This window comes from Pseudomonas arabinosi, assembly GCF_047758675.1.
GTDB lineage: Bacteria > Pseudomonadota > Gammaproteobacteria > Pseudomonadales > Pseudomonadaceae > Aquipseudomonas > Aquipseudomonas arabinosi.
Genome location: NZ_CP180480.1, coordinates 6031895 through 6058890, shown reverse-complemented (window position 1 = coordinate 6058890; position 26996 = coordinate 6031895). Strand labels below are relative to the sequence as shown.

At 58.4% G+C, this 26996-nt stretch carries 23 protein-coding genes; 11 read left to right on the top strand and 12 right to left on the bottom strand.

Annotation, left to right across the window (positions count from 1 at the left end; genetic code table 11):
- The first annotated feature begins 13 nt into the window (after positions 1-13).
- The 5 genes from ACMXYJ_RS28165 (at position 14) to tadA (ending at position 6339) form a co-directional block, all read left to right on the top strand.
- On the top strand, positions 14-1237 hold the full coding sequence (locus ACMXYJ_RS28165; protein ID WP_415757773.1) for a maltoporin: 1224 nt from the start codon (positions 14-16) through the stop codon (positions 1235-1237).
- Positions 1238-1299: 62 nt separating this feature from the next.
- On the top strand, positions 1300-3828 hold the full coding sequence (ptsP, locus tag ACMXYJ_RS28160; RefSeq protein ID WP_415757772.1) for a phosphoenolpyruvate--protein phosphotransferase: 2529 nt from the start codon (positions 1300-1302) through the stop codon (positions 3826-3828).
- Between the two features lie 2 nt (positions 3829-3830).
- Positions 3831-4130, top strand: coding sequence for a PTS glucose transporter subunit IIB (locus ACMXYJ_RS28155; RefSeq protein ID WP_415757771.1), 300 nt, complete (start codon positions 3831-3833; stop codon positions 4128-4130).
- A 335-nt stretch (positions 4131-4465) separates the two neighbouring features.
- Positions 4466-5842, top strand: a complete 1377-nt coding sequence (locus ACMXYJ_RS28150; RefSeq protein ID WP_415757769.1) for a multicopper oxidase family protein — start codon at positions 4466-4468, stop codon at positions 5840-5842.
- The gene (gene tadA / locus ACMXYJ_RS28145) at positions 5842-6339 is read left to right on the top strand and encodes a tRNA adenosine(34) deaminase TadA (RefSeq protein ID WP_415757768.1); all 498 of its coding nucleotides are present in this window, start codon (positions 5842-5844) and stop codon (positions 6337-6339) included. The genes ACMXYJ_RS28150 and tadA overlap by 1 nt, the downstream gene beginning before the upstream one ends.
- Before the next feature lie 148 nt (positions 6340-6487).
- Here tadA and cmoB read toward each other — a convergent pair whose 3' ends face one another.
- The 10 genes from cmoB to ACMXYJ_RS28095 form a co-directional block, all read right to left on the bottom strand.
- Positions 6488-7444: a tRNA 5-methoxyuridine(34)/uridine 5-oxyacetic acid(34) synthase CmoB gene (gene cmoB / locus ACMXYJ_RS28140; RefSeq protein ID WP_046049261.1), complete on the bottom strand. Its 957-nt coding sequence runs from the start codon at positions 7442-7444 to the stop codon at positions 6488-6490.
- Entirely contained in the window at positions 7441-8220 is a 780-nt protein-coding gene (gene cmoA / locus ACMXYJ_RS28135) for a carboxy-S-adenosyl-L-methionine synthase CmoA (protein WP_415757767.1), read from the bottom strand. The genes cmoB and cmoA overlap by 4 nt, the downstream gene beginning before the upstream one ends.
- A gap of 159 nt (positions 8221-8379) precedes the next feature.
- Entirely contained in the window at positions 8380-8865 is a 486-nt protein-coding gene (locus tag ACMXYJ_RS28130; protein ID WP_415757766.1) for a hypothetical protein, read from the bottom strand.
- Positions 8866-9015: 150 nt separating this feature from the next.
- The gene (locus tag ACMXYJ_RS28125) at positions 9016-9645 is read right to left on the bottom strand and encodes a lysoplasmalogenase (RefSeq protein ID WP_415757765.1); all 630 of its coding nucleotides are present in this window, start codon (positions 9643-9645) and stop codon (positions 9016-9018) included.
- A 2-nt stretch (positions 9646-9647) separates the two neighbouring features.
- Entirely contained in the window at positions 9648-10040 is a 393-nt protein-coding gene (locus tag ACMXYJ_RS28120) for a protease inhibitor I42 family protein (protein WP_415757764.1), read from the bottom strand.
- A 133-nt stretch (positions 10041-10173) separates the two neighbouring features.
- On the bottom strand, positions 10174-10692 hold the full coding sequence (locus tag ACMXYJ_RS28115) for a hypothetical protein (RefSeq protein WP_415757763.1): 519 nt from the start codon (positions 10690-10692) through the stop codon (positions 10174-10176).
- A gap of 127 nt (positions 10693-10819) precedes the next feature.
- A complete protein-coding gene (locus ACMXYJ_RS28110; protein ID WP_415757762.1) occupies positions 10820-11293 on the bottom strand; it encodes a hypothetical protein in 474 nt (157 codons plus the stop codon).
- 292 nt (positions 11294-11585) lie between these two features.
- Positions 11586-14003, bottom strand: a complete 2418-nt coding sequence (gene lon, locus ACMXYJ_RS28105) for an endopeptidase La (protein WP_415757761.1) — start codon at positions 14001-14003, stop codon at positions 11586-11588.
- A gap of 672 nt (positions 14004-14675) precedes the next feature.
- Positions 14676-17087: a glucose/quinate/shikimate family membrane-bound PQQ-dependent dehydrogenase gene (locus tag ACMXYJ_RS28100; RefSeq protein ID WP_415757760.1), complete on the bottom strand. Its 2412-nt coding sequence runs from the start codon at positions 17085-17087 to the stop codon at positions 14676-14678.
- A gap of 213 nt (positions 17088-17300) precedes the next feature.
- A complete protein-coding gene (locus ACMXYJ_RS28095) occupies positions 17301-18683 on the bottom strand; it encodes a carbohydrate porin (protein WP_415757759.1) in 1383 nt (460 codons plus the stop codon).
- Between the two features lie 283 nt (positions 18684-18966).
- On the opposite strand from ACMXYJ_RS28095, the gene ACMXYJ_RS28090 reads away from it, so the two are divergent.
- Positions 18967-19197 (top strand): VF530 family DNA-binding protein, encoded by a 231-nt coding sequence (locus ACMXYJ_RS28090; protein WP_131060937.1) that lies wholly within the window; start codon positions 18967-18969, stop codon positions 19195-19197.
- Positions 19198-19199: 2 nt separating this feature from the next.
- The gene (locus tag ACMXYJ_RS28085; RefSeq protein ID WP_415757758.1) at positions 19200-19844 is read left to right on the top strand and encodes a Pr6Pr family membrane protein; all 645 of its coding nucleotides are present in this window, start codon (positions 19200-19202) and stop codon (positions 19842-19844) included.
- A gap of 63 nt (positions 19845-19907) precedes the next feature.
- Here ACMXYJ_RS28085 and ACMXYJ_RS28080 read toward each other — a convergent pair whose 3' ends face one another.
- Together ACMXYJ_RS28080 and ACMXYJ_RS28075 are read right to left on the bottom strand one after the other, a co-directional pair.
- Positions 19908-20693: a siderophore-interacting protein gene (locus ACMXYJ_RS28080; protein WP_415757757.1), complete on the bottom strand. Its 786-nt coding sequence runs from the start codon at positions 20691-20693 to the stop codon at positions 19908-19910.
- On the bottom strand, positions 20690-21265 hold the full coding sequence (locus tag ACMXYJ_RS28075) for a PadR family transcriptional regulator (RefSeq protein ID WP_415757756.1): 576 nt from the start codon (positions 21263-21265) through the stop codon (positions 20690-20692). Before ACMXYJ_RS28075 ends, ACMXYJ_RS28080 begins: the two co-directional genes overlap by 4 nt.
- A gap of 496 nt (positions 21266-21761) precedes the next feature.
- Here ACMXYJ_RS28075 and ACMXYJ_RS28070 point away from each other — a divergent pair, with 496 nt between their 5' ends.
- From ACMXYJ_RS28070 to ACMXYJ_RS28055, 4 genes are all read left to right on the top strand, one after another.
- The gene (locus ACMXYJ_RS28070; protein WP_415757755.1) at positions 21762-22247 is read left to right on the top strand and encodes a CS1 type fimbrial major subunit; all 486 of its coding nucleotides are present in this window, start codon (positions 21762-21764) and stop codon (positions 22245-22247) included.
- A gap of 107 nt (positions 22248-22354) precedes the next feature.
- Complete coding sequence (locus tag ACMXYJ_RS28065; RefSeq protein WP_415757754.1) at positions 22355-24877, top strand: CS1-pili formation C-terminal domain-containing protein; 2523 nt, start codon at positions 22355-22357, stop codon at positions 24875-24877.
- 69 nt (positions 24878-24946) lie between these two features.
- On the top strand, positions 24947-25687 hold the full coding sequence (locus ACMXYJ_RS28060; protein ID WP_415757753.1) for a molecular chaperone: 741 nt from the start codon (positions 24947-24949) through the stop codon (positions 25685-25687).
- Between the two features lie 35 nt (positions 25688-25722).
- Positions 25723-26967 carry a hypothetical protein gene (locus tag ACMXYJ_RS28055; RefSeq protein WP_415757752.1) on the top strand — a complete coding sequence of 415 codons (1245 nt, stop codon included), beginning with the start codon at positions 25723-25725 and terminating at the stop codon, positions 26965-26967.
- The last annotated feature ends 29 nt before the right edge of the window (positions 26968-26996 follow it).

The window sequence follows — 26996 nt, the reverse complement described above, 5'->3', positions numbered from 1 at the left end:
AATGGGGTGGTTCTTGAAAACAACAATAAATCGCAGCCTTGTAATGGCGGGCGTGTGCCTGGCTTTGCCTCTTTCGGCCCAGGCGCTGGAGTTCGCCGGTTACTTGCGCAGCGGCGTCGGCACCTCGGTCAACAGCGGTAAACAGCAGTGTTTCCAACTGCCGGGCGCGCAGACCAAATACCGCTTGGGCAACGAATGTGAGCAGTACGCCGAACTGGAATTGCGCCAGGATCTTTACACCCTGGATGACGGTTCGGTGCTGAGCGTCGACGGCATGGCGTCGCTGTATAACCAGTACGACAAGGACCTGACCTTCAACGGTGACAACGGCTCCGTGCGCCTGCCGCAGCTGTACGCGCAATGGTCGAACATGCCGAGCCTCAACGGCGGATCGCTGTGGGCCGGCCGGCGTTACTACAAACGGAACGATATCCACATTTCCGACTTCTACTATTGGAACCAGAGCGCCACCGGCGGCGGTATCGAGGACGTGCTGATCGGCGATCTTAAATACAGCTACGCCTTCTCGCGCAAGGACAACCTGTATCAGAAGGACTACATCAACCGACACGATTTCAACGTCGCCGGCTTCAACACCAACCCCGGCGGTGCGTTGGAGTTCGGGCTGAGCTACATCGACAAACCCGACAGCCGCGACGCTCATCATGGCTGGGCGATCACCACCCAGCATGTGCAGAAAGGTTTTCTGGGCGGCAAGAACAAACTCGCGTTCCAGTACGGCGAAGGCCCCGGCACCGGGTTGGGTTATACCGGTAACGTGAAGCTGGACGACAGCAGCAAAAGCTACCGGGTGGTGGAGTTCTTCGACTGGCAAGTGACGCCGCGATTTGGCGGGCAGATCGAGGCGGTCTATCAGAAAGACATTCGCCCGGACGGCGCTGACCAGAACTGGATTTCCCTGGGCGTTCGCCCGGCCTATGCGATCACCGAGCAGTTCAAACTGGTGACCGAACTGGGGCACGATCAGGTCGAAGCCACGGGCGGCACCCGCAAGCTGAGCAAGTTCACCTTCGCTCCGACCTGGTCGCCCAAAGGTCCGGAATTCTGGGCTCGCCCCGAGGTGCGTCTGTATTACACCTATGCGAGCTGGAACGAGGCGGCCAAACGGGCGGCCAATGAACTGGCGCAGGGTTCGGCATTGTCCGACACCGGCGCCTTCGGCACGGCGCGACACGGTTCGAATGTCGGATTGCAGGTCGAGTACTGGTGGAAATAAGCGATGCTGTCGGAGCCTCGCGCTCCATCGGCACTTCAAAGAACAAAACAGCAGGTGACGTCATGGCCACACCCCAACAATTGCAATTGCACGCGCCCCTGTCCGGCGTATTGATGCCACTGGAACTCGTGCCCGATCCGGTGTTTTCCAGCCGGGTAATCGGCGATGGCTTGTGCATCGATCCGACTTCAACGACGTTGTGCGCGCCGCTGGCGGGGGTTGTCAGCGATGTGCAGGCCAGTGGGCATGCGGTCAGCATCACCGACGAAAATGGCGTGCAGGTGTTGATGCACATTGGCCTCGACACAGTGAACCTGGCCGGGAAGGGGTTCACGCGGTTGGTGGAGGAGGGCCAGCAGGTTGACGTTGGGCAGGCGCTGATCGAGTTCGATGCCGACTTCATTGCCTTGAACGCTCGCAGTCTGTTGACGTTGATGCTGGTGGTCAGCGGTGAGCCGTTCACTTGGCTGACAGCGGAAACGGGTTTGGTAGACAGTGGCCAGCCGCTACTGAGTTTGAAGCCCGTCGAGCAGGCAACGGATGAGCCCGTGTCGGAAGAGGGCGAAGCCCTGTTTTCCAAGCCGGTGACACTCGCCAATCCGAACGGTTTGCACGCCCGTCCGGCCGCGGTGTTCGCTCAGGCGGCGAAAGGGTTTTCGGCGAGCATTTACCTGCATAAACAGCAGGCGAGTGCGAACGCGAAATCCCTGGTGGCGATCATGGCGTTGCAGACGGCTCATGGTGATGTTGTGCAAGTCAGCGCGGCCGGCCCGGATGCTGAAGCGGCGATCAAGACGCTGGCCGAATTGCTGGCCGCCGGGTGTGGTGAGACGGTAGCCGTGATGGCAGAAGTCGAGACGGTTGAAGTTTCATCGCTGAACGTTTTGCGCGGAGTCTGTGCCTCGGCGGGTTCGGCGTTTGGCCAGGTTGTGCAGATCGCCGAGCAAACGCTTGAAGTAAGCGAGTTCGGCGTCGCTCCGCTGCGTGAGCGAGCGCATCTGTCTCGGGCATTGGCCGCAGCGGCGCTGGCCTTGCAGCAGTTACGCGACAACGCTACCGGTGACGCCCAGGCAGAGATTTTCAAGGCGCACCAGGAACTGCTTGAAGACCCGAGTCTGCTGGTTCAGACCGAAGCGCTGATCATGGAAGGCAAAAGTGCCGGGTTCGCCTGGCGCGCGGCCACCGAGTCGACGGCAACCCTGTTCAAAAGCCTGGGCAATGCCTTGCTGGCGGAGCGGGCGGCGGATCTGACCGATGTCGGCCAGCGAGTGCTCAAGCTGATCCTCGGCGTACAGGATCAGGCGATGGAGCTGCCTGAAGGGGCGATCCTGATCGCCGAACAACTCACGCCGTCACAGACCGCCGGGCTCGATACCCGCAAGGTACTGGGTTTCGCCACGGTCGGTGGCGGTGCTACCAGCCACGTCGCGATTCTCGCTCGGGCGTCCGGTTTGCCGGCAATCTGCGGGTTACCCGTTCAGGTGCTGGCGCTGGCCAACGGCACCCAAGTGTTGCTCGACGCCGACAAGGGCGAGCTGCATCTGGACCCGGACCTGGCAGCCATTGAGCAGCTGCAGGCCAATCGTCAGCGCCAGCAGAAGCGCCATCAACATGAGCTGGCGCACGCTGCGCTGGCGGCTTGTACTCGCGATGGTCATCATTTTGAAGTGACGGCCAACGTCGCTTCTCTGACCGAAGCCGAGCAGGCCATGGCACTGGGAGGCGAGGGTGTCGGATTGCTGCGTTCGGAGTTTCTTTATCTGGATCGCAATCATGCGCCGAGCCATGACGAACAGGCATCCACCTACAGCGCCATCGCCCGCGCCCTGGGACCGGCACGCAATCTGGTGGTGCGTACTCTGGATGTCGGCGGCGACAAACCGTTGGCCTACGTGCCGATGGACAGCGAAACCAACCCGTTCCTCGGCATGCGTGGGGTTCGTTTATGTCTGGAGCGCCCGCAGCTGTTGCGCGATCAATTCAAGGCGATCCTGAGCAGCGTCGGGCTGGCCCGTCTGCACATCATGTTGCCCATGGTCACGCAGCTGTCGGAGTTGCGACGGGCCCGGCAGCTGCTTGAGGAAGAGGCGCTGGCATTGGGCCTCACTGAATTGCCGAAACTGGGGATCATGATCGAAGTGCCGGCAGCAGCACTGATGGCCGATCTGTTTGCGCCTGAAGTGGATTTCTTCTCGATCGGCACCAACGACCTGACCCAATACACCCTGGCCATGGACCGCGATCACCCGCGTCTGGCCAGTCAGGCCGACAGTTTTCATCCGTCGGTGCTGCGTTTGATTGCCAGCACCGTGAAGGCCGCTCACGCCCATGGCAAATGGGTCGGCGTGTGTGGCGCCATGGCGTCCGAAACGCTGGCGGTGCCGCTGCTGCTGGGACTTGGGGTGGATGAACTGTCGGTGAGCGTGCCGCTGATTCCGGCGATCAAAGCGGCGGTTCGCGAAGTGGATCTGCTGGACTGCCAGGCCATCGCCCAGCAAGTGCTGGGCCTGGAAAGCGCCGAGCAAGTGCGCGAGGCGTTGCGCCTGTATCACGAGGCGACGGTCGATACTTCACTGGTACTGGAGAACTGAACATGTTCGAGAAAATGCAGCGGGCGTTCTGGAAAGCGTTGACTCCGGACCTGATCGTGGATGAGTCGAAAGTGGTTGCTCAGCCTGTTTCTGGTCTGGCCCCGGAAATCGTCGCCGCTCTGGGCGGTGTGGATAACCTCAAGTCGCAGCAGCCGGTGGCGCTGACCCGGGTTCGGGTGGCGTTGCGGGATGTGGGGCGGATGGATAGGCAGGCTTTGAATATGGCCGGTGTGCCGGGAGTCATGATGCTGGAAGACGGGGTGGTGCATTTGTTGATGGGGTTGGCGTTACCCGGACGCTGATTGATCAGCTTCAAGAACCACCCCTCACCCCAGCCCTCTCCCCACAGGGGAGAGGGGAAAGGGAGCTGATCTCCATAGTTTTCAGGTTCAAAGTTCGGCATGAAATCGCGAGGAAAAAACCTGAGTTCGACTCGGTTTTTCAGGTCGATGTAGCTCTAAGAACAACTCGGTCAGTCCCCTCGCCCCTCTGGGGAGAGGGTTAGGGTGAGGGGTGGTCCTTGCAGACACCTGCGGCCATCCGCCACCCCACCCTTACTGTTTCTCAACCGCAGGTGTATCGTATTCGCCTTTTACAGGCCCCGCGCCTGTCGCTGATACGTGAGGTAGTTGAGTTCATGTCCTTTACCCGTCGCCAAATCCTCGGTGGCCTGGCCGGTCTTGTTGTCGTTGGTGTCGGAGCGGGAGGCGCGTCGCGGTACTGGTTGGGCAAGATGGCCGACGCCGACGCGGGCCACGACTATGAGCTGATCGCCGCACCGCTGGACGTCGAACTGGTGGCCGGGCACAAAACCGAGGCCTGGGCGTTCGGCCCGTCGGCGCCGGGCACCGAGTTGCGCGTGCGTCAGGGTGAATGGCTGCGGGTACGTTTCATCAACCACCTGCCGGTCGCCACCACCATTCACTGGCACGGCATTCGCCTGCCGCTGGAAATGGACGGCGTACCCTACGTCTCGCAGCTTCCAGTGCTGCCGGGCGAATACTTCGACTACAAATTCCGCGTGCCCGACGCCGGCAGCTACTGGTATCACCCGCATGTGAACAGCAGCGAAGAACTCGGGCGCGGGCTGGTCGGCCCGTTGATCATCGAAGAGCGCGAGCCTACCGGTTTCAAGTACGAGAAGACCTTGAGCCTCAAGAGTTGGCACGTCGATGAAGCGGGCGCTTTTGTCGCGTTCAGCATTCCTCGCGAAGCGGCCCGTGGTGGCACGGCGGGGCGTCTGTCGACCATCAACGGCGTCTCGCAAGCGGTGATCGAATTGCCCGCCGGGCAGATCACCCGGGTGCGCCTGCTCAACCTCGATAACACCCTGACTTACCGCCTCAATATCCCAGGCGTCGAAGCGCAGATCTATGCGCTGGACGGCAACCCCATCGAACCGCGCCCGTTGGGCAAGGAATACTGGCTTGGCCCGGGCATGCGTATCTGCCTGGCGATCAAGGCACCGCCGGCCGGTGAAGAACTGTCCCTGCGCAATGGCCCGGTACGACTGGGCACGTTCCGTTCGGTGGCGAACACCGACGCACCGACCGAGTGGCCACCCGCGCTGCCCGCCAACCCGGTGGCCGAGCCGGACCTGGCCAATGCGGAGAAACTCAACTTCAATTTCGAATGGGTAGGCTCAGTGTCGGTGAACGTCGACAATGGCAAGCCGCCGAGCCTGTGGCAGATCAACGGCAAGGCCTGGGACATTACCGACAAAACCTGCGCCGACCGCCCGATTGCCAAGCTCGAGAAGGGCAAGAGCTACATTTTCGAATTGAAAAACATGACTCAGTATCAACACCCGATTCACCTGCACGGCATGAGTTTCAAGGTCATTGCCTCGAACCGGCACAAGGTCATTCCGTACTTCACCGACACTTACCTGTTGGGCAAGAACGAGCGCGCGCAAGTGGCGCTGGTGGCGGATAACCCAGGGATCTGGATGTTTCACTGCCATGTGATCGATCACATGGAAACCGGCCTGATGGCCGCCATCGAGGTGGCGTGATGCGTCAGATACGCCCGACAGCAATCATCGACCGTAGCCGTGATCGTGACTTCATGCGCGAAGCCCTGATCCTGGCCGCCCAAGGCGCGGCGCTGGGTGAAGTGCCGGTGGGCGCGGTGCTGGTTCAGGACGGTGAAATCATTGGCCGGGGTTTCAATTGCCCGATAAGCGGCAACGACCCGAGTGCTCACGCCGAGATGGTCGCGATCCGCGCGGCCGCGTTGGCAGCCAGCAACTATCGTCTGCCCGGCAGCACGCTCTACGTGACGCTTGAGCCGTGCAGCATGTGCGCCGGGCTGATCGTGCATTCGCGGATTGCGCGGGTGGTGTATGGGGCGCTGGAGCCGAAGGCCGGGATTGTGCAGAGTCAGGGGCAGTTTTTTACCCAGGGATTCTTGAATCACCGGGTGCTGTATGAAGGCGGGGTATTGGCTGAGGAATGCGGGGCGGTGTTGAGCGAGTTCTTCAAGGCCCGAAGAGCCAAACCAGCAGACTAACCACCGACCCATTGTGGGAGCGGCGGTGCGACGATTCGACTTGCTCGCGAAAGCGGTAGATCAGTCAACATTTCTGCTGAATGTTAAACCGCTTTCGCGAGCAAGCCCGCTCCCACATTTGATCTCCATTGGCAGGGAGATCGGGGTTTTACTTGCGGGCGACGATCACGGCACGCATCGGCGCCGGCAGCCCTTCAACCGTCTTGCTGTGATCTTCCGGATCAAGGAAATCGCTCAGCGACTGATACTTCATCCACTCCGTCCCGCGCTGTTCCTCGACCGTCGTCACGCTCACGTCCACACAACGAACATCCGTGAACCCGGCCCGGCGCAGCCACAGTTCCAGCGCCGGCACTGACGGCAAGAACCACACGTTACGCATCTGCGCATAACGGTCTTCCGGTACCAGCACCTGCTGCTGATCGCCCTCGATCACCAGGGTCTCCAGCACCAATTCACCGCCCTTGACCAGGCAATCCTTCAGCGCCAGCAGATGCTCGATCGGCGAGCGACGGTGATAGAACACGCCCATGGAAAACACCGTGTCGAAGCCTTCCATGTTCGGTGGCAGGTCTTCGAACGGGAACGGCAGGTGCCAGGCATTGGGTTCGGACAGGTAACGCTGCACTGCTTGGAACTGGCAGAAGAACAGCCAGTTAGGATCGACACCGATCACGCTGTCGGCCCCGGCGCCAAGCATGCGCCACATGTAATAGCCATTGCCGCAACCGACATCGAGGATGCGTTTGCCCTTCAGATCCAGATGCGGGGCGACCCGCGACCATTTCCAGTCGGAACGCCATTCAGTGTCGACATGCACGCCAAACAGATCGAACGGCCCTTTGCGCCACGGCGACAAACCCATCAGCGCGGTGCGCATTTGCGCACGGGTTTCGTCATCACAATCGGTGTCCAGCGTCAGACCGTTAAGCAAATCAACTTCGCTCGGCTGAATCTTCGGCAAGGCGTCCAGCGCACTCTGCCAGCGCTCCAGGTCGCCATGACCTTTCTCCATTTTCTTGTCGAGCTGCGCTTGCAGAGTGTTGGCCCAGTCGGCCAGCGGTGTGCCAGCCAAGCGGCGGGCGAGGGGGGACAGATCAATCATGGCAAGGCAATCAACGAGGCAAAGTTAAGACACTGGAACCACGGCACGACTTTCGAGAAACCGGCGGCCAACAGGCGCTCGCGGTGTTCTTCGAGGCTGTCGGGCTTCATGACGTTTTCGATGGCGCTGCGCTTCTGGGCGATTTCCAGTTCGCTGTAGCCGTTGGCGCGTTTGAAGGCCACATGCAGGTCGGTGAGCAGCGTGTGTTCTTCGGGATCGTTGAAGCGCAGCTTCTCCGAGAGGATCAGCGCACCACCGGGCACCAACGATTGGCGGATGCGCGAGAGCAGCGCGGTACGCTGTTCCGGGGCGATGAATTGCAGGGTGAAGTTCAGCGCCACCACCGAGGCGGGCTGGAATTGGAGGGCAAGGATATCGCCTTCGATCACTTCCACCGGCAGCAACTCCTGGAACATCGAGTCCTGACCGTTGAGGTACTCGCGGCAGCGTTCAACCATCGCCGCCGAGTTATCCACAGCGATGACGCGGCAGCCGTCGGTGCGTACGTGTCGGCGCAGCGCCTGGGTCACGGCGCCGAGGGACGAACCCAAGTCGTAAAGGACGCTGTTTGGCTGGGCGAACTGTGCGGCGAGCACGCCAAGGTTTTCAACGATGGTCGGATAACCCGGCACCGAGCGCTTGATCATGTCCGGGAACACCCGCACCACGTCCTCGTTAAAGGCGAAGTCGGGCACCTGGGCCAAAGGCTGGGCGAAAAGGCGATCGGGTTCTTTGCTCACGGCGGTTCCAGCGGCATAGGTGGAAAAGGCCGGCATTTTAGCCAAATTAACGGGGGGATGCTTGGGTTGTCTGATAAACCGTGGGGGATTTGCGAAGGGGGCAGATGGGGCCTTGGCTGCAGAGAGCATTTGGAAAAGACAAATGAATGACCAGGTCGAGAAGCAAGACGTGGTCATTCATTGATTAGAGCGAGATCATTTAGGACGCATGAAAACATTGAGTTCGGCTTTGCCAACGATGTGCAGCTCTTCGGTCCTGTTGTCTTTGCCTTTGAAGTCAAAGTTGATGAGGTAGATCAATGCCTCGGAGTTACTCTGGACTACTTCGACGGTAATAGTGCCGCTTTCGGGTTTGTAGGTGTAAGAAGTCGTAAAGTCGGCGTTAGCTCCATTTTCATAATAATAAAATGTGTCAAATGGAAAATTTGAGTCTTTGGGTGAATAGGTGCCGGACTGAATGTCACTTGAAAAAATAAACATCATCCCTTTTCTGGAATCGTTAAAGCCGTTTTCATAGCTTCGACCGATATAAGCAATCGAATTGCTATGAATGTCTTTGTCGAACTGGATGTTTTGAGTATGAAACTTTACGCGGTTTGAAATCTTGGCTTCAATATCGCAGTTGACGCTGACAAAGGGGTCTAAAGAAAGTGTCGAATTTTTGCTTTTAAAAAGACTCATGATTTTCTTCCTTGGTTTACGTTCGTGGTTGGATAACGCCACTGAATAGTAAGTAGGCTAGAAAGTCTGTACTACTGTCAGATGTGACAGGTTTTTATAACATTTCGAGATGGCTTATCGATTTTATGGTTATGAAATCTGGCTAAGTTGCTATTTGTCCTTAAATGCCGAGGCTGCGATACCCCACTGCCCCAACCAGTAGCTGAGGATGATCACGTAAGGCGCGGCATGAAACGGCGCGACGAATCGATTGATGCCGATCACGCTGTCAGAGAACACAAACGCCACCGCACCTGCCGCCGCCAGCATCGCCGAGCGTTTGGGCACGTCGGTGCCGAATCGGGCCAGTGCGCGCCAGAGCATCGCGCTAATGGCCAGACCGTAGACGATCACCGGGATGAGCAGCGGACCCAGCCCATTGGAGATCAAGATCCCCAACAACACCGCGCCGACGCCCAAAGCGATGATCAACGGCAACACCGCCACCCGCCGGCAATCGCTCAAATAGGCCTTCAGATACGCCAAGTGGGCAACTAAAAACGCACCGAGACCGAACACAAACAAATCCCCCGGCCACGCCAGCAACACATCGCCGACCAGAGAGAAAATCAATCCAAGGCTGATCCAGCGTCGATATTCGCTGGGAGGTGCGTCATGCAACCAACCGAGCAGCGCCAATACCGGCAGCGGTTTGACCAGCAGACAGAGCAACGCTGCATGCACACTGACGCCGTAGAGGAACGTCACCGCGCCCATCAGCGCCAGAATCAGCCAGCCCACGATCAGTTAACCGAAATCGCGCAGTCGAAGGTTTCCACTGCCGGTACTTCCGGTGCCCAGGGTTGTGAGTAGGTCAGGCGCAAACGGCCCGTGCCCGCGGTGAAGGACTGGAAGCGCCAGGTGGAGATGCCGGCGCTGCCGACAATCCCCGCGTCTTCCGGGTTGCTGTAGACCTCGGGGCTGAGCGCGCGCAATACGCCACCGGCCGAATCCTGGATCGCCCAGCGGTAACCCGTGGTCGGGTTGCTCGGCAGGGTCAGGATTAGGTTTTGCCCGCTGTGCAGTTGCACCGGGCATTCGCTTTGTTTTTCCACGGTCACGTTCTGTTTCGGTTGCGTGGCGCACGCGGCCAGCAAGGAGAGGGCGAGGGGGACAAACAGGCGGGTGGGGGACATAAGGTCAGTGGCTCCGGAGTTCACTACGAACGGTGAGCATAACTTAAGTCGCGGGGGAAACTAAATATGCAGGGACTCCTTAGATACTTCTAAGGAGTTCGGATGCCATTAAAAAGTCGCGGCGTTGCCCTGCTTACTCAATGGTCAGATAAACCTTGAAGTCGGCTTTAATGTCGAGAGTGATGCCATTGCTCGTCAAGACTTTGATGTCGAAAGAGTTTGACGAGTAGTAGCGTTCGTCTTCTGAAACTTGCAATATGAGCGTCGCTTCGATTGCTCGTTCTTGAAGCAGTACATAATTATTGGTAACTTCCGAAAAACCCATTTCTCCATACCGTACGTCAAGGATTGCACCGTCTACGCCAGGCTTGTATTTATACGTGCCGGAAGTAGTGCCTTTTTTGATTTTGAGTGAGAGCTCTCGTAGGTCCCCGGTAAAAAGAGACTGCACAGGGCGGCCGCCTGAAACACTTTTTATGTCGATGAACTCCTCATCGAGGTGTGCCAAATTGTGAAGGGATTGAGATCGATATGGCGCTCTTGAGTACGGTGCATTTGCCGGAGTTACAGCGTTTGGGAATATTGCATTGAACTCACCGGTTATATTTTGAAGCTTGGTAGCCTGCGCAGCATTTTTGTGTAAGGTTTCCATGATGTATCTCCAAGTAATGAAAGCAGATCCGCTTGGGGGGCTCTTTTAAAAAAATCGAGCAAATGTACGCTGAGTCGCGGTGGCGACATAGGGGCAGACGGGGATGCCGGTCTGAGATTGGCGGCAACTAAAACGTCACATCATCGACCGTAACAATAAACTTGCCGTTTAATGTTTGGGTGTCTGAGCTGTTTTGATTGGCTTTGACGGTAATATTGAAATCAGTCACATTGTAGGTACGTTGTCCGGTTCCTGAATCTATGATTTCAATGGTCAATTTGCCGGCGACGGCATCGGATTGATAAGGCAGAAATTTGAATTCATCTTGTCTAAGATGCTCGATGTAAGATGCACTTTGAAAAGTATCAGGGCTATTTACATCGTAAGTGCCGGACTTGATGGTGTTGGAGAGTGTAAAAGATATAGTTTGGTCTTGAGATGGGCTGATTTGGTTGAGTCTGAAACGTAATGTCGCGGAGTTACTGTTTGGATTAAATGTCAACTGTGATGATATGAGGTTGACCTTTCCTGTTGTGATGCTAATTTCCCCATTAAAACGTTGATAGATGGCAGACACGGAATTATCTGTATTGGCTGTCATAGTGACCTTCTTTCGGTACAGGGTTTGTGTACGGAAAATCCTGACCGGTTTGAATAGTCATGACTACTGTCATTTGTGACAGGTTTTTATATTTTTTTGCGATAAGCAAAGAACAGCAATCTTCGTTCTTTGAAGTTTTGCGTCATGCACTCCGATGCCATTGCGGGCAAGTCGGATCGCGTCATCGCCGCTCCCACAGGGTTTTGCGGCGAACACAAAAATTGTGAACACCGCTGACCATTGTGGGAGCGAGCCTGCTCGCGATGACGGTAGAACTGGCGCTAGATGTTTATCAGAACAGAATCTTCGCCACATCCGCAAAACGCTTGGCAAAGTGCACGGTAATACCTTCCTTCAGATAGTCCGGCAATTCTTCAAAGCTACCGCGATTAGGCTCCGGCAGGATTAATTCGAAGATCTTCTGCCGCCGCGCCGCGATCACCTTCTCGCGCACTCCGCCAATCGGCAATACATGCCCGGTCAGCGTCAGTTCGCCGGTCATGGCGATGCCTTTTTTCGGCGCCTGATTTCGGGCGAGCGAGAGCAGGGCGCTGGCCATGGTCACGCCGGCGCTCGGGCCGTCTTTCGGGGTCGCGCCTTCCGGTACGTGTAAGTGAACGAAAGCTTCATCGAAAAACTTCGGATCACCGCCAAATGACTTCAGGTTGGAGCTGACGTAGCTGTAGGCGATTTCCGCCGACTCTTTCATCACGTCACCCAATTGCCCGGTGAGTTTGAAACCACGGTTCAAGGTGTGAATGCGCGTGGCTTCGATCGGCAAGGTCGCACCGCCCATGCTGGTCCAGGCCAGCCCGGTGATGACGCCGGTACCGGACAGTACTTGCTCGTTACGGAAGACCGGATGGCCGAGTGAGGCTTCGAGGTCTTTCGGACCGATTTTGATCACCGCTTTCGGCTCGTCGATCAATTTCACCACGGCTTTGCGCACCAGTTTGCCCAGTTCTTTTTCCAAGTGGCGCACCCCGGCTTCACGGGCATATCCGTCGATCAATGCTTTCAACGCGCTGTCGCTGATACTCAGGCTGCCCTTGGACACGCCGGCCTTTTCCAGCTGCTTCGGCCACAGGTGACGTTTGGCGATGGCGATTTTTTCTTCGGTGATGTAGCCCGACAGGCGAATCACTTCCATCCGGTCCAGCAACGGGCCGGGGATCGAATCCAGGGTGTTGGCGGTGCAGATGAACAGCACTTTCGACAGGTCCAGACGCAAGTCCAGGTAGTGGTCGAGGAATTCGACGTTCTGTTCCGGGTCGAGGGTTTCCAGGAGCGCCGAGGCCGGGTCGCCCTGGTAGCTCTGGCCCATCTTGTCGATCTCGTCGAGCATGATCACCGGGTTCATCACTTCGACGTCTTTCAACGCATGGACGAGTTTGCCCGGCTGCGCACCGATGTAGGTGCGGCGATGGCCCTTGATCTCGGCTTCGTCGCGCATGCCGCCGAGGCTGAAGCGGTAGAACGGTCGACCGAGGGATTCGGCGATGGATTTGCCGACACTGGTTTTACCCACACCCGGCGGGCCGACCAGCAGCACGATGGAGCCGCTGATCTCGCCTTTGTAGGCACCGACCGCGAGGAACTCGAGGATGCGGTCCTTGATGTCATCGAGGCCGGCATGGTGTTTGTCCAATACCTTGCGCGCGTGCTTGAGGTCGAGTTTGTCCTCGCCGTACACGCCCCACGGCACCGAAGTCGCCCAGTCGAGATAGTTGCGGGTGACCGCGTACTCCGGCGATCCGGTTTCGAGGATCGACAGCTTGTTCATTTCCTCTTCGACGCGCTTTTGCGCCTGTGCGGGCAGAACCTTGCCTTCCAGGCGTTGTTCGAACTGTTCGATGTCGGCGCTACGGTCGTCCTTGGTCAGGCCCAGCTCTTGCTGGATGACCTTGAGTTGTTCCTTGAGGAAGAACTCGCGCTGATGCTCGCCGATCTTGCGGTTAACTTCGGCGGAAATTTCTTTCTGCAGGCGCGCGACTTCGACTTCCTTGCGCAGCATCGGCAGGACTTTTTCCATGCGCTTGAGCATCGGCACGCAGTCGAGCACTTCTTGCAGCTCGCTGCCCGTGGCTGAGGTCAGCGCGGCGGCGAAGTCGGTCAGCGGCGACGGATCGTTGGGGCTGAAGCGGTTGAGGTAGTTTTTCAGCTCTTCGCTGTACAGCGGGTTGAGCGGCAGCAGTTCCTTGATCGCGTTGATCAGCGCCATGCCGTAGGCCTTGACCTCGTCGGTCGGCTCGGTGGGCTGGTGCGGGTATTCGACTTCCACCAGGTACGGCGGGCGATGGTGCTTGAGCCAGGTGCGAATGCGCACGCGGGTCAGGCCTTGGGCGACGAATTGCAGTTTGCCGTTTTCGCGGCTGGCGTGGTGCACCTTGACCAGCGTGCCGTAGAGCGGCAGGGCCGAGGTGTCGAAATGGCGCGGATCTTCCTGGGGCGTGTCCATGTAGAACAGGGCCAGGGAGTGGTGATCGGATTTGCTCACCAGGTCGAGGGTTTCGGCCCACGGTTCTTCGTTGACGATGACCGGCAGCACTTGGGCCGGGAAGAACGGGCGGTTGTGGATCGGGATGATGTAGACCTTGTCCGGCAGGTTCTGGCCTGGCAGGGCGAGGCCTTTGCCGGTGGAGTGGTGTTCGGCGTTCTCTGGGTCGGCGTATTCGCTCGGGTCTTCGGGGAATTCTTGCTGGTCGCTCATGGGGCACCTGCGCAATTGGGTATGGGTGTTAGATGGGGCGGGTCAGGGGTGGTTTCAATGGCGGGGGATATTTCTGGGTGTGTGTTCAGGGGTTTGACAGGTGCGTTTGACTTGGCGGCCTTTGGGCCGACCATGTTGGTGGTTGACCGGGGGTATATCCATTGCTGCGGTAACGGCTGCTAATGGTTTCGCCCTTACGGCGAGTCCCTTTTGGCAAACGCCCCAAAAGGAACCAAAAGGTCTCGCCCGAGCGTCCGGCCCCTCGCCTGGGCTCGGGGTTCCTTCGCTCCGGCATTCATCTGGGGGCATCGCCTCCGGTCGGCTTCGCTTCGACCTCCTCTCGATGTGTTCGACTTCGTCGAACGGCGCTGCGCGCCTGCCCCCCAGATGAACGCCTCCACTCAGCCTCCCGAAGGGGCGGGTGGATCAAGATCACAAGCTGCAGGCGAGCTAACGCTCGGCCTGTTGAGTGGTGAGGGGTGAAAGGCTTACCCGATCCCCTGTGGGAGCGAGCTTGCTCGCGATGACGGAGTGTCAGCCGACATTGATGTTGAATGTTAAACATCGCGAGCAAGCTCGCTCCCACAGGGGATGTGCGGTGCGACGGGACAGCGGCCACAAAAAAGGCGACCCCTTCGCAGGAGTCGCCTTTCCTTTAACCGCCGCTAAAACTTACTCGGACAGTTTGTACGCAATCACATAGTCACCCTGCTTGGTGCCCAGAGACCCATGACCGCCCGCAACGACCAGCACGTATTGCTTGCCGTCCTTGCCGGTGTAGGTCATCGGTGTGGTTTGTGCACCTGCTGGCAGGCGACCTTCCCACAACTGCTTGCCGTTTTTCACGTCGTAGGCGCGCAGGTACTGGTCGAGGGTGCCGCTCAGGAATCCGACGCCGCCAGCAGTGACGAAGGTACCGCCCAGGCTTGGTACGCCCATGCTCAGCGGGATCGGTACCGGCGAGCTGTCGCGCACGGTGCCGTTTTTGTGTTTCCAGATGATTTTGCTGTTGGTCAGGTCGACCGCTGTCACGTAACCCCAGGCCGGTGCCTGGCACGGCAGGCCCAGTGGCGAGAGCAGGGGTTCGAGGATGACGCCGTAGGGCGCGCCTTTGTTCGGCTGCACGCCTTCGGTTTCGCTTTTACGCGGGCCTTGGGCAGCGATTTCGGCGGCCGGGATCATTTTCGATTTGAACGCCATGTAGTCCGGGTTCATGAAAGCAATCTGACGCACCGGGTCAACCGAGATGCCGCCCCAGTCGAACACGCCGAAGTTGCCTGGATACACGATCGAACCTTGCAGCGATGGCGGCGTGAACGGGCCGTCGTAGCGCATGGATTTGAAGTCGATCCGGCAGATCAGTTGGTCGAACGGCGTCACGCCCCACATGTCGCGTTCTTTCAGCGGCGGTGGCATCAGGTTCAGGTCGGATTTCGGTTGGGTCGGCGAGGTGTGATCACCTTCGACAGCGCCTTGTGGCACTGGCACTTCGTTGATCGGCACGATGGCCTTGCCGGTGCTGCGGTCCAGCACGTAGATGCTGCCTTGCTTGGTGGACGCGAGTACCGCTGGCTTCACGCCGTCAGCGGTTTTCAGGTCCATCAGGGTTGGTTGGCCGCCGACGTCCATGTCCCACAGGTCGTGGTGGGTGAACTGGAAGTGCCAGCGCACTTTACCGGTGGCGATGTCGAGGGCGGTCAGGCCAGCGGCGTGCAGTTCCGATTCGGGGGTGCGAGCGCCACCGAACTGGTCCGGGGTCTGGTTGCCCATCGGCAGGTAAAGCATGCCGAGTTTTTCGTCGACGGCGAACATGGACCACATGTTCGGCGAGTTGCGGGTGTAGACCTTGCCTTCGGCAATCGGCGTGGTGTCGTCCGGGTTGCCGCTGTCCCAGTTCCACACCAGTTTGCCGGTGTGCACGTCGAACGCGCGGATCACGCCGCTAGGCTCGTCAGTGGAGACGTTGTCGGTGACGTGGCCACCAATCACGACCAGGTCTTTAGTGACCGCTGGAGGCGAGGTGGAATAGTAACCGCCCGCCGTGAAGCCGCCGATGTTGGCGCGCAGATCAACCTGGCCCTTGTCGCCGAAGTCTTCGCACATCTTGCCGGTGTCGGCGTCGAGGGCGATCAGACGGGTGTCGGCTGTCGGCAGGAAGATCCGGCGTGGGCAGACGTTGCTGACCGGCGCAGGGCTGGCAGTGCCCGTCGGGCTTTGCTCGGAGGTGTAGGCGGCGTCATCGTGATAGGTCACGCCACGGCAGGTCATGTGCGCCCAACCCTTGAAGTTCGCCGCGTTTTGCGTGGAGAGCTTCGGATCGAAACGCCAGATTTCCTTGCCGGTGTCCGGGTCCAGCGCGATCACCTGGCTGTGCGGCGTGCAGACGTAGAGCATGCCGTTGACTTTCAGCGGGGTGTTTTCGGCAGTGGTTTCACCCGGGTCGTTCGGCCCTGGCAGGTCGCCGGTGCGGAAGGTCCAGGCCGGAACGAGCTTGTTCGCGTTCTGCGGGGTGATCTGCGCCAGTGGCGAGTAACGATCGCCATGGGCGCTGCGGCCGTAGGAGTTCCAGTCACCGTCGGGCATGGCCGGGGCGGTGTTGGTCATGCCTGGCACGCTGTCGCGGTCCAGTTGGCCTTTGATTTCACCGGGGTTGGTGAACTGACTGGCGAGCGCGGCAACACCGGCAATCGCCACGGCAGCGCTCAGCGCACCCGTGCCGACCGGATTGAACTCACCGCGATGCAGCGGGCGGCGGACCCACGGCAGCAACATGACGATACCGATGGCAAACAACATCGCCAGACGTGGCACCAGTTGCCACCAATCGAGGCCGACTTCCCACAGGGCCCAGATGGTGCTGGCGAACAGCACCACTGCATACAGGCCCAGCGCAGAGCGGCGGGCAGCGATCAGCAGCCCCCCGGTGAGCACCAGGCCGATACCGGCCAGCAGGTAATACAGCGAGCCGCCGAGCATGCTCAGCTTGATCCCCCCGGCCAGCATGGCCAGGCCCATTAGCAGAAGCAGGATACCGAGCAGGCTCGGCAGCAGACGGCTTCGACTCAAAGCACCATCAGTGCTCATAGTGTGGTTCTCCGTGACGTTTTAAGTAGTCCCGCGCAAGTTCACTGTAGATGACGATCAGGTGCGGGCAGGGTTCAGATAAAAATGGTTCGGTTGACGCGATCCCTGTAGGAGTGAGCCTGCTCGCGATAGCGGTGGGTCAGACAACATCAATGTTGGCTGTGCTGGCCTTATCGCGAGCAGGCTCGCTCCCACAGGGTTTTTCGGTGTTGGTTAGAACGATGACTGGATTTTTATCCCGCCAATCAGCGCGTCATCGACCTTGTCCACGCCACCGGGGTGGCGGATGTATTGCAGGTTCGGGCGCACGGTCAGCCAATTCGTGACGTGCACGCCGTAATAGAGTTCGGCGCTGTATTCGGTGTCTTGCGGTGGCAGGAAAGACGGGTCGTTGTAGTCGAAGACCGCGCGGGCCTGATTGGTCGCCTCGGCGTTCTTGCGGTAGGCCGGGTTGACGTGGACGCGAGCCAGGGCGAAACCGATGTCGTCCTTGGCGCGCGCATCGAACAAGCCTTTGTAGACGACGCCAGCCTGGACATAGTTGTCGATGGCGTTGGTCTTCTTGTCGTGCATCGTGCCGTTGGCGAACACGCTCAGGCCGCGGGAGTTGTCGCTGGCGCGGCTGGTGATCTGCTGCTGCACACCGAGCCACACGCCGTGTTTGCTCGACGCGCTGCGGTAAGCCTCGCCGCTCAGGGCAGCCGGCTGACCGTTGCTGTCCTTGTAGGCATCAGTGGCTTTGGCGTTGCTGTAGTAATAACCGGCGCGGTATTCGCCCGGCAGGCCATTGAGTTTCGGCGACCACACCAGTTCCACCGGCAAAATCGCGCCCTGGGTGCCGCTGCCGCTGAGCTTGAAACCATTGTCGCGATCAAGGTTCGACGGGTTTTGCTCGTAGACACCGACCTGAGCGTACAGCTCCGGCGCCAGGTGATATTTGACCCGCATCGCCCATTGGCTGACCGGCCAGTTGTACCAGATGCCACCGACCCAGTTGCCGACCTGCGAGCCGCAGAACGCGAGGTTCTGGAAGTCGCAGGGGAAGCTGTTGAAGTCTTCGCCTTCGCCAAAACGACCGACCTTGATGTCGAGCTTCTGATCGAAGAATTTCTGCTGATACCACATCTGCGTCAGGCGCCAGGTCTGGCCACGGCCCCAGACTTCCTGAGCCGAGGTGAACCCGCCCACGCGCGGATCATTGATGCGGTCGTTGCTGATGTTGTTGCCGTTGCGCTCGGTGATGGTCAGCTGAAACTCGGCGTCGTCCCAGCCCAGAATCTTCTGCAAGTCCATGTGGGTGCCGAGGCCGAACTGGTCGCTGTAGCGAGCGGTGCGGTCATGGTCGTAGCCGCCGTGCAGATTGCTGCCCATTTCGCCGGTGTAATCGACTTTGAAGTCGTAGCCTTTTTCCGAAAGTTCGGTGCGCGTGCCGTTCCAGTCGCCGAGCATCCACGGTGACTCGCTATCGAAGGCCGGAGCGGCCTGGGTGCAAGTGGCGAGGCCCAACGCGGTCAGTCCGCCCATCAGGTTCAGGGCTTTTCGACCAGCAATAGTGGTGCAGACAGCGCTGTCTCGCGGAGTTTGAAAATAAGGCATAGGGGAAGTAATTCTGGGTCTTTTTCTGAGAAGTGAACTGAAGCGGCAGTATGTCGCGGGCAGCGGAAGCGTTTCAGCTTGACGGGCGCAAGGATAATGTCCTGTTACAAATAGAGAAAGCGCTTTTAACGACATGAATTCTTTCGTATTCGGTAACAGTGCCAAGAGGCGATCCTTGTGGGGTCACCTACATTTAACAGATAGCGCACAGAGCGCTTCCACCCGACCACACCCTCGGCTAAGGTGCGCGGCTTCCCATTCTTTCACCGCTCGAAGGCCCGGCATGACCGAACAGAACAACAACCCGCTGCACGGCGTGACGCTGGAGCAAATCCTCAACGCGCTGGTTGAACACTACGAATGGTCAGGGCTGGCCGAGCGCATCGATATCCGCTGCTTCAAGAGTGATCCGAGCATCAAGTCGAGCCTGACATTCCTGCGCAAAACCCCGTGGGCGCGGGAGAAGGTCGAACACTTGTACGTGAAGTTGATGCGCACCAAGCGCCCGCTCTGAACATGGTCGTCCAGTCTGCCGCGCGGCGTCGTCTGGTGGCCCTGGCCGCAGTCCTCGGATGGGCGGGACTGAGCATTCAGCTGTACCTGATTTTCTATTCGCGCTGGACGCTGGGGGCCAGTCTGTTGGGTGGGCTGATCAGCTTCTTCAGCTATTTCACCGTGCTGACCAATACGCTGGTGGCGACCGTGCTGACGTGTGAGCTGACCCCCCGCGAGTCGGCGGCGCGACGCTGGTTCTTGCAACCGTGGGTGAGCAGCGGGATTGCCGTGAGCATCGCTGTGGTCGGTGTGGCATACAACGTTCTGTTGCGCCATTTGTGGCATCCCGAAGGTTGGCAATGGCTGGCCGATGAGCTGATGCATGACGTCATGCCGCTGCTGTTTCTGGCTTATTGGTGGTGCTGTGTGCCGAAAGGCACGTTGCGGCTGCGGCATATCGCTACGTGGGTGATCTATCCAGTGGTGTACTTCGCGTATTCGATGTGGCGCGGGCATCTGCTGGCGGTTTATCCCTATCCGTTCATTGATGTCGCCAAGCTGGGTTATCCACAGGTGTTTGTGAATGCGGGTGGGTTATTGGCGGGGTTTATTTTCATTGCGCTTGTGTTGATTGGGCTGGATCGGTGGCTCGCGGGTCGAAAGTAACATCCACTCCAACGGGGACAAGTCCCCTCGCCACAGAAAACATCGCAGCCACAAAAGTCGCTGTCACTCTTCGTCGCTGTCATCCAGCCGCCAGTAGCCGACGGCTTTGACGAACCGCTCGTCCAGGCCATGCTCATCGAGCAGCACCCGACGAATCTGCCGCGACACTTTGGTCTCGGTCGCCACCCAGGCGTACAGCTTGCCCTGGGGCACTTGCAGTTCCTTCACGGCGTTCAGCAGATTGTTCTTGCCGCCGTCACGCAACACCCAGATCACATTTACCTGTGCCGGGCTTTCCAGCTTCTGCTGCTCCGCGCCGTTTTCCACTTCGATGATTACCAACGCCCGACGATTCTCCGCCAGGCCTTCGAGACGCCGCGCAATCGCCGGGATCGCCGTCTCGTCACCGATCAGTAAATAGCCGTCGAACATGTCCGGCACGATCATCGAGCCCCGTGGCCCGCCGATGTGCAAGAACTGCCCCGGTTTCGCCTGTTCGGCCCAGGTCGAGGCGGGGCCGTCGCCGTGCAGCACGAAGTCGATGTCCAGTTCCAGCGTGTCAAGGTCATAGCGGCGTGGCGTGTAGTCACGCATGGCCGGCATCGGGCCGTTGTCCTTGCCGGCGCCGAGCACCAGCGTTTCCAGTGCCGCTTGTTCCGCGGCGTTCTGCGGGAACAGCAGTTTGACGTGATCGTCCGTGCCGAGGCTGACGAACCCCGCCAGCTCCGGCCCGCCCAGCGTGATGCGGCGCATGCGCGGCGTCAGGTCGACCACCCGCAGCACTTCCAGGCGACGGCGTTTGATTTCATGCATGACGCGGTGAATGGTGTGCTCGATCACTTCTGTCATTCGGCTTTCTCCTGAACGGGTTGAACGTGGGGGCCATCGACGATGGCTTTGGCGGTGTCGTTGAGCAGGGCCGCCACGCGCAGGATTTCTTCGGGGCTCCAGCGACCGTGATGCAGTTGCAACGCGTGACGCAGGTTATGCACCGCTTCGTGAATTTCGGCGGGTCGGTCATGCCCGCGCAGTGAGCGTTTGCTGACATCGATGCGCATCCGCACACCGTCGAGGGCAACCGCCTGATCGCTTAAAGACAGACGTCCGGCGTCGGTCACGCTGTAGCGTTTTTTTCCGGCTTCAGCGTCGCCGGTGATCATTTCGCTTTCTTCCAGAAACGTCAGTGTCGGGTAGATGACGCCGGGACTGGGGCTGTAGGCGCCATCGAACATGCCTTCGATCTGGCGGATCAGGTCGTAGCCGTGGCACGGCTGTTCGGCGATCAGCGCCAGCAGCAGCAGTTTCAGGTCGCCGGGTGCGAACACCCGAGGGCCGCGACCACCGCGCTCGCGGCCGGGGCGTTTCTCGAATCCGTCACGGCCATCGCCGTGTTCGCGGTGGGGGGAATGATGGTCTCTCATTTTCTGCGTTCTCTCGTCGTGTTTAGATACAACTTAAGATATATCTTAACGATTGCGCAAGCCGGGCGGATCAACGGTCGGTCTCCTATATGCCAACCTCACTGAGAAGAGGAGTGCTCAACGTGTTCGGTATTTTTAGAGCAATTAAACTAATAGCCCTGTTTTACTCTGTATTCCCGGTCAGTAACTATGTATAAGTAGTCTGAGTCTTACAGATGTTGTAATTCTTCATATCTGTGTGCTTTTTTGATTAATATTGTGTGTAGTATTTCTCCGACAGTTTAATAAATGGATTCATCTAATCAGGTGTTTTTTCGTGCGAGTTACGAGTCGCATAAACTACAAGTTCATCAGAACCTTCGTACTTACTTTTTCAAGCGATTGCTGGATCATGCCTCGGCGTTGAAAGTTCAGCCAAAACGCCATCATGCTGAAGTCCGGCATGGCTGATTAAGACTTTCACGTCTCAATCCTTTGAAAAAAACAGGTGCTTAACATGTTCAAGAAAATTGCAATGGCCGTTCCGATGACTGTCCTGGCCCTTGGTACTTCCATGGCTTTCGCTGCAGAACCGATCAACCAGATCATTAACATCAAGGCATTTGTCCCGACTTCGCTGTTCAATGTCGCGCCGCAAAACCCGGACTTCGGTCGTGACGAAACCATGACCCAGCAGGGCAGTGGTGAACTGACCACCGTACGGGGTCAGTTCAACCTGAAGCACACCGATCCGAAAGGCGCCATCAATGCACTGATCGATGGCGATGCGGCGCTGTATAACGGCCGAGACAGCATTCCATTGACGGTGACGATTGGCGGCGTTGAATTGGGCAGTACCACCACTGAAGTCGTTAACGAAACGGACTCGGTGCCGGGCGTTCAACGGGAAATGGTCATCAAGGCTGCAGCCCCGACAGCCACGCAAACAGGTGACTACACCACCAGTTTCGCGGTTGTTTTCGAACCAGTAATAAAGCCTTGATCGATAACTTTTTTGAATAAAGCTTTTTATTCAACGGTCTTGCCCCACTGGTCATCATTGAGTGACCGGTGGGCGCCGACTTCTTATGTAATTCGAGTATTAAGAACATGTTCCCGATGACGCCCATCGCGGCAGCGCTCGCACTTTTTTTATGTGCCAGTGCTTTCGCAGCACCCACTGAAAACGCCACAACACCCCGAAGTTTGCTCGCGCAAGCGAAAGGGTTGCCGGCGGACTTCGAAGAGCACTTCTTCGATGTGCCATTGGCTGTTCGGGTGGAGCGTGATCAACAGTTTCTCGGTGAGGCGATGATCATATTGACCAAGGATGATCGTGTCACTTTGCTGGACTTTACCGATACCACGGACAGTCGCACTCCTGCCAGTGAGCGTGAGGGGCTGGCCGCTTATTTGAAGCAAGGTGTGGCCCTCGGTGCCTGCCAGGGTAGTTGCCCGGAGCGGGTGGTTGCGGTGCATTACAACCTACAGAGTTCGCTGCTTTCGGTTGCTACTGAAAATGCCGAGCGTGATACCGAAACGCCGCGTTATTACCAATTGCCCGAAGGCGGTAGTACTGGGCTGATCGTGCGCAATCAGCTCAACCTCAACGGTGGGCAGGACCAGGACCTGGGCGGTCGCTATGGTCTTGAGGCGAGTAGCAGCCTGGGCAACTGGACCCAACGGGCGAACCTGCAACTGGCCCGGCTCGGCGGTCCGGATGACAAGCTCTATCACGCGGTGCATGAGTTGTATGGTCAGCGCGAGCTACCCGGTACGTTTTTGCGACTGGGTTATTTCACACCCAGTTCCGAAGGCCTGACCCGTCAGTTGCGTTCTTTTGGCGCCAGCCCCGACACGGCGGTGGGCCTGATGTATGGCAGCTCCGACAGCCTGGCGATCAACAGCCCCACGCCCAGCGTGTACCCGATCTATGTAACGGCCAATCGGCAGGCGTCGGTGGAGATTTTTCGCAATGGCGTGCTGATCAACACACAAGCCATCGCTGCCGGTTTGCACACCCTCGATACCCGGCCATTGCCCGGCGGTATTTACGAAGTCGAGGTGCGGTTGATCGAAGACGGCCAGATCACCTCGACCACTCAGGAGCTGGTGTACAAACCCACCAACTGGCGCAATCACGATGAGCGCTGGCGCTACAGCCTGTTCGCCGGCCAGGAAAGCAAGTTGCTGAGTAACTGGGATCAACAACCCAAAGGTGACATGACGGCGGGTGCCGCGGTCAATTACCTGTTGCATCCACGGATGATCCTCGGCCTGTCGGCGCGTCAGTTGCAGGGCAAACAACAGTACGGATCCTCCATCGACTGGACGCCGATTACCAATACCAGCCTGTACGCCAACCTGTACCAGACCGAGGATCACGGCACCGGTATGGATTTTCAAGCCCTCTACAACTACGGCGCCGGGAATCTGTTCGTTACCCACAATCGCAGTTGGCTAGACACCACCAACACCTACGAAACCTTGCCGGACGGCACCCGTGTGCGCCAGCGCAGTGTGTTTGTCGGCCAGACCAGCAACTCGTCGCTGGCGATCAATCATCGCCTCAGCAGCAAGAGTTCACTCAATGGGCGGGTGTCCTACAGTGATGGCAATACCGAGGGCGTCGGTCTCGATCTTGGCTGGTCGCAACGCACGCGCCTGTTTGGCAGTGATGCCAGTTGGCGACTCTCGGTGTTCGATCGTCCTGGCAGTTTCAGCAGTGGCGATGAACGCAATCGCGGCGTCGACCTGAGCGTCAGCGTCGCGCTCGGCGGGCCGGGCGAGCAGTGGTCCGGCAGTATCGGTACTCGCACGTCACGCGATGGTGGCCGCGACAACAATGGCTCGCTGACCTACCAGAAAACCCTTGAAGACCACGCTCTGCAAAACGTGTCGGTCACGGCCCTCGCCGATACTTATGGCGTCGGGCTGTCCGGTCTTTCCAGTTTTCAGGCTGACACATTCAATGGCGATGCTTTTGTTCAACGCTCGTCTTTCAACGGCAATTACACCGGTGGCCTGAACCTGGACAGCACCGTGGCCGTGGGCAAGGAAAATATGGTCATGACCAGTCAGTACCACACGGGCGGTGCTGGAATGATCATTGACGTGGAGACCGATCTCGACGAGATCGCCCTGCGTGCCGACGACCTCAGCGGCGGCAGCGCGACCTTGCACGCGGGCCGCAACTATGTGCCGCTGACCGCGTACCAAAACAGTTCAGTGAGTTTCGACTTTGAAGGCAACCACGCGCCGTCGGCGAGTATTCAACCGCCACGCACCCGCTACCACCTGAACAAGGGCGGTGTCGATTACCGCAAGATCACCGTGAGCAAAACCCTGACCGTGCTCGGTCGCTTGCTTGACGCTCAGGGCAAACCGCTCAAGGGCCACCACGTGATCAACCACGCCAGCCGCGGAGTCACGGAGGTGGACGGTTTCTTCTCAATGGAAATGAACGCCGGTGCGCCGACCCTCGAAGTGCGGCGGGGCGATCAGTTGCTGTGCCAGTTCCGCCTCGACACGGCCAATACGCGCAGTGAAAACAACGTGCTGATGATCGGTGATTTGCGCTGTACCAGCGATACGTTGGCACAGGCGCCTGACGCGACTCATGCACCGGGTTGACGCCCACCCGCGAGCTTGGTGACTTCCAGTCCAGGCCGATCACTGTTTACTTTTCAGGAGGTCCTAAATATGAAAAATCGATGGCTAATGCTGTGCGCAAGTCTGCTGCCGCTGATGACCCACGCCGGCCCGTCAATCAATGTCGGGGTGGTCTACGACTACCTGGATGCGGACAAAAGCACTTACCTGAAACGCGTGTTCAATGGCGGTGATGCCACCGCTTTCGTCAAGGTCAACATCCTCGAAATCATCTATGACGCCGACGGCACTACGCGGGAAGTTCCACTCACGACCCAGACCGAGAGTGCCGCCCGCGATGGATTGATGGCCAGTCCTGCGCGCTTGATCGTCCCGGCCAACGGCATGCAAGGCACCCGGCTGGTGTACATGGGCGAGCGTGACAGAGAGCGTTATTTCCGGGTCCGTTTCATTCCTGTCGTGCCAGAAAAGGAAGACGAGTTTGCCGTCTCCAGCGAGGAGCGCGAAGCGTACAAGAAAGGCCTGTCTGCCGGGGTCAACGTGCTGGCCGGTTACGGCACGGTGTTTTTCGTGCGGCCGTCGCAGGCCCGATTCGACAGCGTGATCGATGAAAGCGCCGCTCAATACCGGATTCGCAATCAGGGCAATACGGTGGTGGTGATCGATGAGTTCAGGGATTGTTCGATCAAAAGTGAAACCGACTGCGCGCCGACCACCAAGCATCACATCCTGCCGGGCCGCGAGTTCCAGTTCGACAAGAAGAGCGGTCGTGAATATCAATTCACGTTGATTGAAGGCAAGGCGAATAAAACGCTGGAGATCAAGGGGTGAAACCCGTGCCGAGGCGCAAGTAACAGGTGGTAAGCATGTTTAATCAAACATTCTCGAATTTAACCCGGTACTTATTGGGTGCGGTTTTGTCTGGCGTCAGTTTGTCTGCCGGGGCAGCGACCAATGAGATAACTGCCTTTTTCAAGCCGAACCCTGACAATCCGATGCAAAATCGGTTCGTCAATACAACAGTGAACGGTCATTTTTGCACTTCGCAAGCCTCATATTGCAAGCAAAGTAATATATTCAGTCTGCGCGTCAACATGCCTTTGGAGCAGACGGAAGGCGGGGAGATTGTTGCTTATCATCCCAATGAGCGTTCAGGGGCTTTTCTCAAGGCCCCGTCTGAGTGGCGATCAATCCAGGTTTCACCAGAGTTTGGCCCCTCCGAGACAGTCGAGATCCGCATAGCCGGCATCGGCGGTCGATACAATCTAGGCGCAAAGGCTACGGATCTGGCGGGGCCCGCTGGTCATGCCGGGTTATGGGGTGTGGGTAGTTGGGCTGGAGCGCCAGCACCTTGTCTCGGGGTAGGAAAAGCGTGGGAAGCGGACGATCACTCCATATTCATGTGGATTGTTCCTGAGAATGCAGGGGCCTGTTCTACCCAAGCGAAATTTGATATCCCCAAATTTAATTATCGCTACATTGAATTCGCATATGAGCTTCGGACCCCGAACCCGCTGACAATGCGAACCGGAGTTTATCGAGGCAGTATTCCTTACACGTTCGGTCCGATGATGGACTTCGACTTTGGTGATCGGGTACTGCCCAAGGATAATCTTCTGATGCTCGACTTCACCCTGGATGTGCAACACAGCCTCAAAGTGGAAGTACCGCCCGGCGGCAATCGAGTGGAGTTGTTGCCCCAGGGCGGTTGGCAGTCCTGGCTGCAACGCAACCGCAAACCAGAGCGCCTGTTTCGCGACCAGACCTTCAACTTGTCGGTCTCAAGCCAGTTCAAGATGACCCTCGAATGTGAACACGATGATGCCAATACCTGCGCATTGATGGAACCGGTCTCCGGGCGCACCGTGCCGATGAACATCGCCGTCAGCCTGCCCAACGGCATGACTGACGCGTCCGGTCAGCCAGTCAACCACCGCCCGTTGTTGCGCGACGGTAGCGGTACCGAGTTGTTTCAACCGGGGCACTACGTTGATAGAAAACCGGGAACTCTGCATTTTGAAGTCGCGCGCGAGGACGTCGAGGAAATGCTCGACGGTGACGGCAAAACCTATGCGGGCAATGTCACCGTAGTCTGGGATTCGGAAGTCTGATCACCCCGTCAAACGCACTGTCTGTTTTT

Coding starts and splice junctions, on each gene's coding strand:
- ptsP (WP_415757772.1), top strand. CDS start 1,300: ATGGCCACACCCCAACAATTGCAATTGCACGCGCCCCTGTCCGGCGTA.
- ACMXYJ_RS28155 (WP_415757771.1), top strand. CDS start 3,831: ATGTTCGAGAAAATGCAGCGGGCGTTCTGGAAAGCGTTGACTCCGGAC.
- ACMXYJ_RS28150 (WP_415757769.1), top strand. CDS start 4,466: ATGTCCTTTACCCGTCGCCAAATCCTCGGTGGCCTGGCCGGTCTTGTT.
- tadA (WP_415757768.1), top strand. CDS start 5,842: ATGCGTCAGATACGCCCGACAGCAATCATCGACCGTAGCCGTGATCGT.
- cmoB (WP_046049261.1), bottom strand. CDS start 7,444: ATGATTGATCTGTCCCCCCTCGCCCGCCGCTTGGCTGGCACACCGCTG.
- cmoA (WP_415757767.1), bottom strand. CDS start 8,220: ATGCCGGCCTTTTCCACCTATGCCGCTGGAACCGCCGTGAGCAAAGAA.
- ACMXYJ_RS28130 (WP_415757766.1), bottom strand. CDS start 8,865: ATGAGTCTTTTTAAAAGCAAAAATTCGACACTTTCTTTAGACCCCTTT.
- ACMXYJ_RS28120 (WP_415757764.1), bottom strand. CDS start 10,040: ATGTCCCCCACCCGCCTGTTTGTCCCCCTCGCCCTCTCCTTGCTGGCC.
- ACMXYJ_RS28115 (WP_415757763.1), bottom strand. CDS start 10,692: ATGGAAACCTTACACAAAAATGCTGCGCAGGCTACCAAGCTTCAAAAT.
- ACMXYJ_RS28110 (WP_415757762.1), bottom strand. CDS start 11,293: ATGACAGCCAATACAGATAATTCCGTGTCTGCCATCTATCAACGTTTT.
- lon (WP_415757761.1), bottom strand. CDS start 14,003: ATGAGCGACCAGCAAGAATTCCCCGAAGACCCGAGCGAATACGCCGAC.
- ACMXYJ_RS28100 (WP_415757760.1), bottom strand. CDS start 17,087: ATGAGCACTGATGGTGCTTTGAGTCGAAGCCGTCTGCTGCCGAGCCTG.
- ACMXYJ_RS28095 (WP_415757759.1), bottom strand. CDS start 18,683: ATGCCTTATTTTCAAACTCCGCGAGACAGCGCTGTCTGCACCACTATT.
- ACMXYJ_RS28090 (WP_131060937.1), top strand. CDS start 18,967: ATGACCGAACAGAACAACAACCCGCTGCACGGCGTGACGCTGGAGCAA.
- ACMXYJ_RS28085 (WP_415757758.1), top strand. CDS start 19,200: ATGGTCGTCCAGTCTGCCGCGCGGCGTCGTCTGGTGGCCCTGGCCGCA.
- ACMXYJ_RS28080 (WP_415757757.1), bottom strand. CDS start 20,693: ATGACAGAAGTGATCGAGCACACCATTCACCGCGTCATGCATGAAATC.
- ACMXYJ_RS28075 (WP_415757756.1), bottom strand. CDS start 21,265: ATGAGAGACCATCATTCCCCCCACCGCGAACACGGCGATGGCCGTGAC.
- ACMXYJ_RS28070 (WP_415757755.1), top strand. CDS start 21,762: ATGTTCAAGAAAATTGCAATGGCCGTTCCGATGACTGTCCTGGCCCTT.
- ACMXYJ_RS28065 (WP_415757754.1), top strand. CDS start 22,355: ATGTTCCCGATGACGCCCATCGCGGCAGCGCTCGCACTTTTTTTATGT.
- ACMXYJ_RS28060 (WP_415757753.1), top strand. CDS start 24,947: ATGAAAAATCGATGGCTAATGCTGTGCGCAAGTCTGCTGCCGCTGATG.
- ACMXYJ_RS28055 (WP_415757752.1), top strand. CDS start 25,723: ATGTTTAATCAAACATTCTCGAATTTAACCCGGTACTTATTGGGTGCG.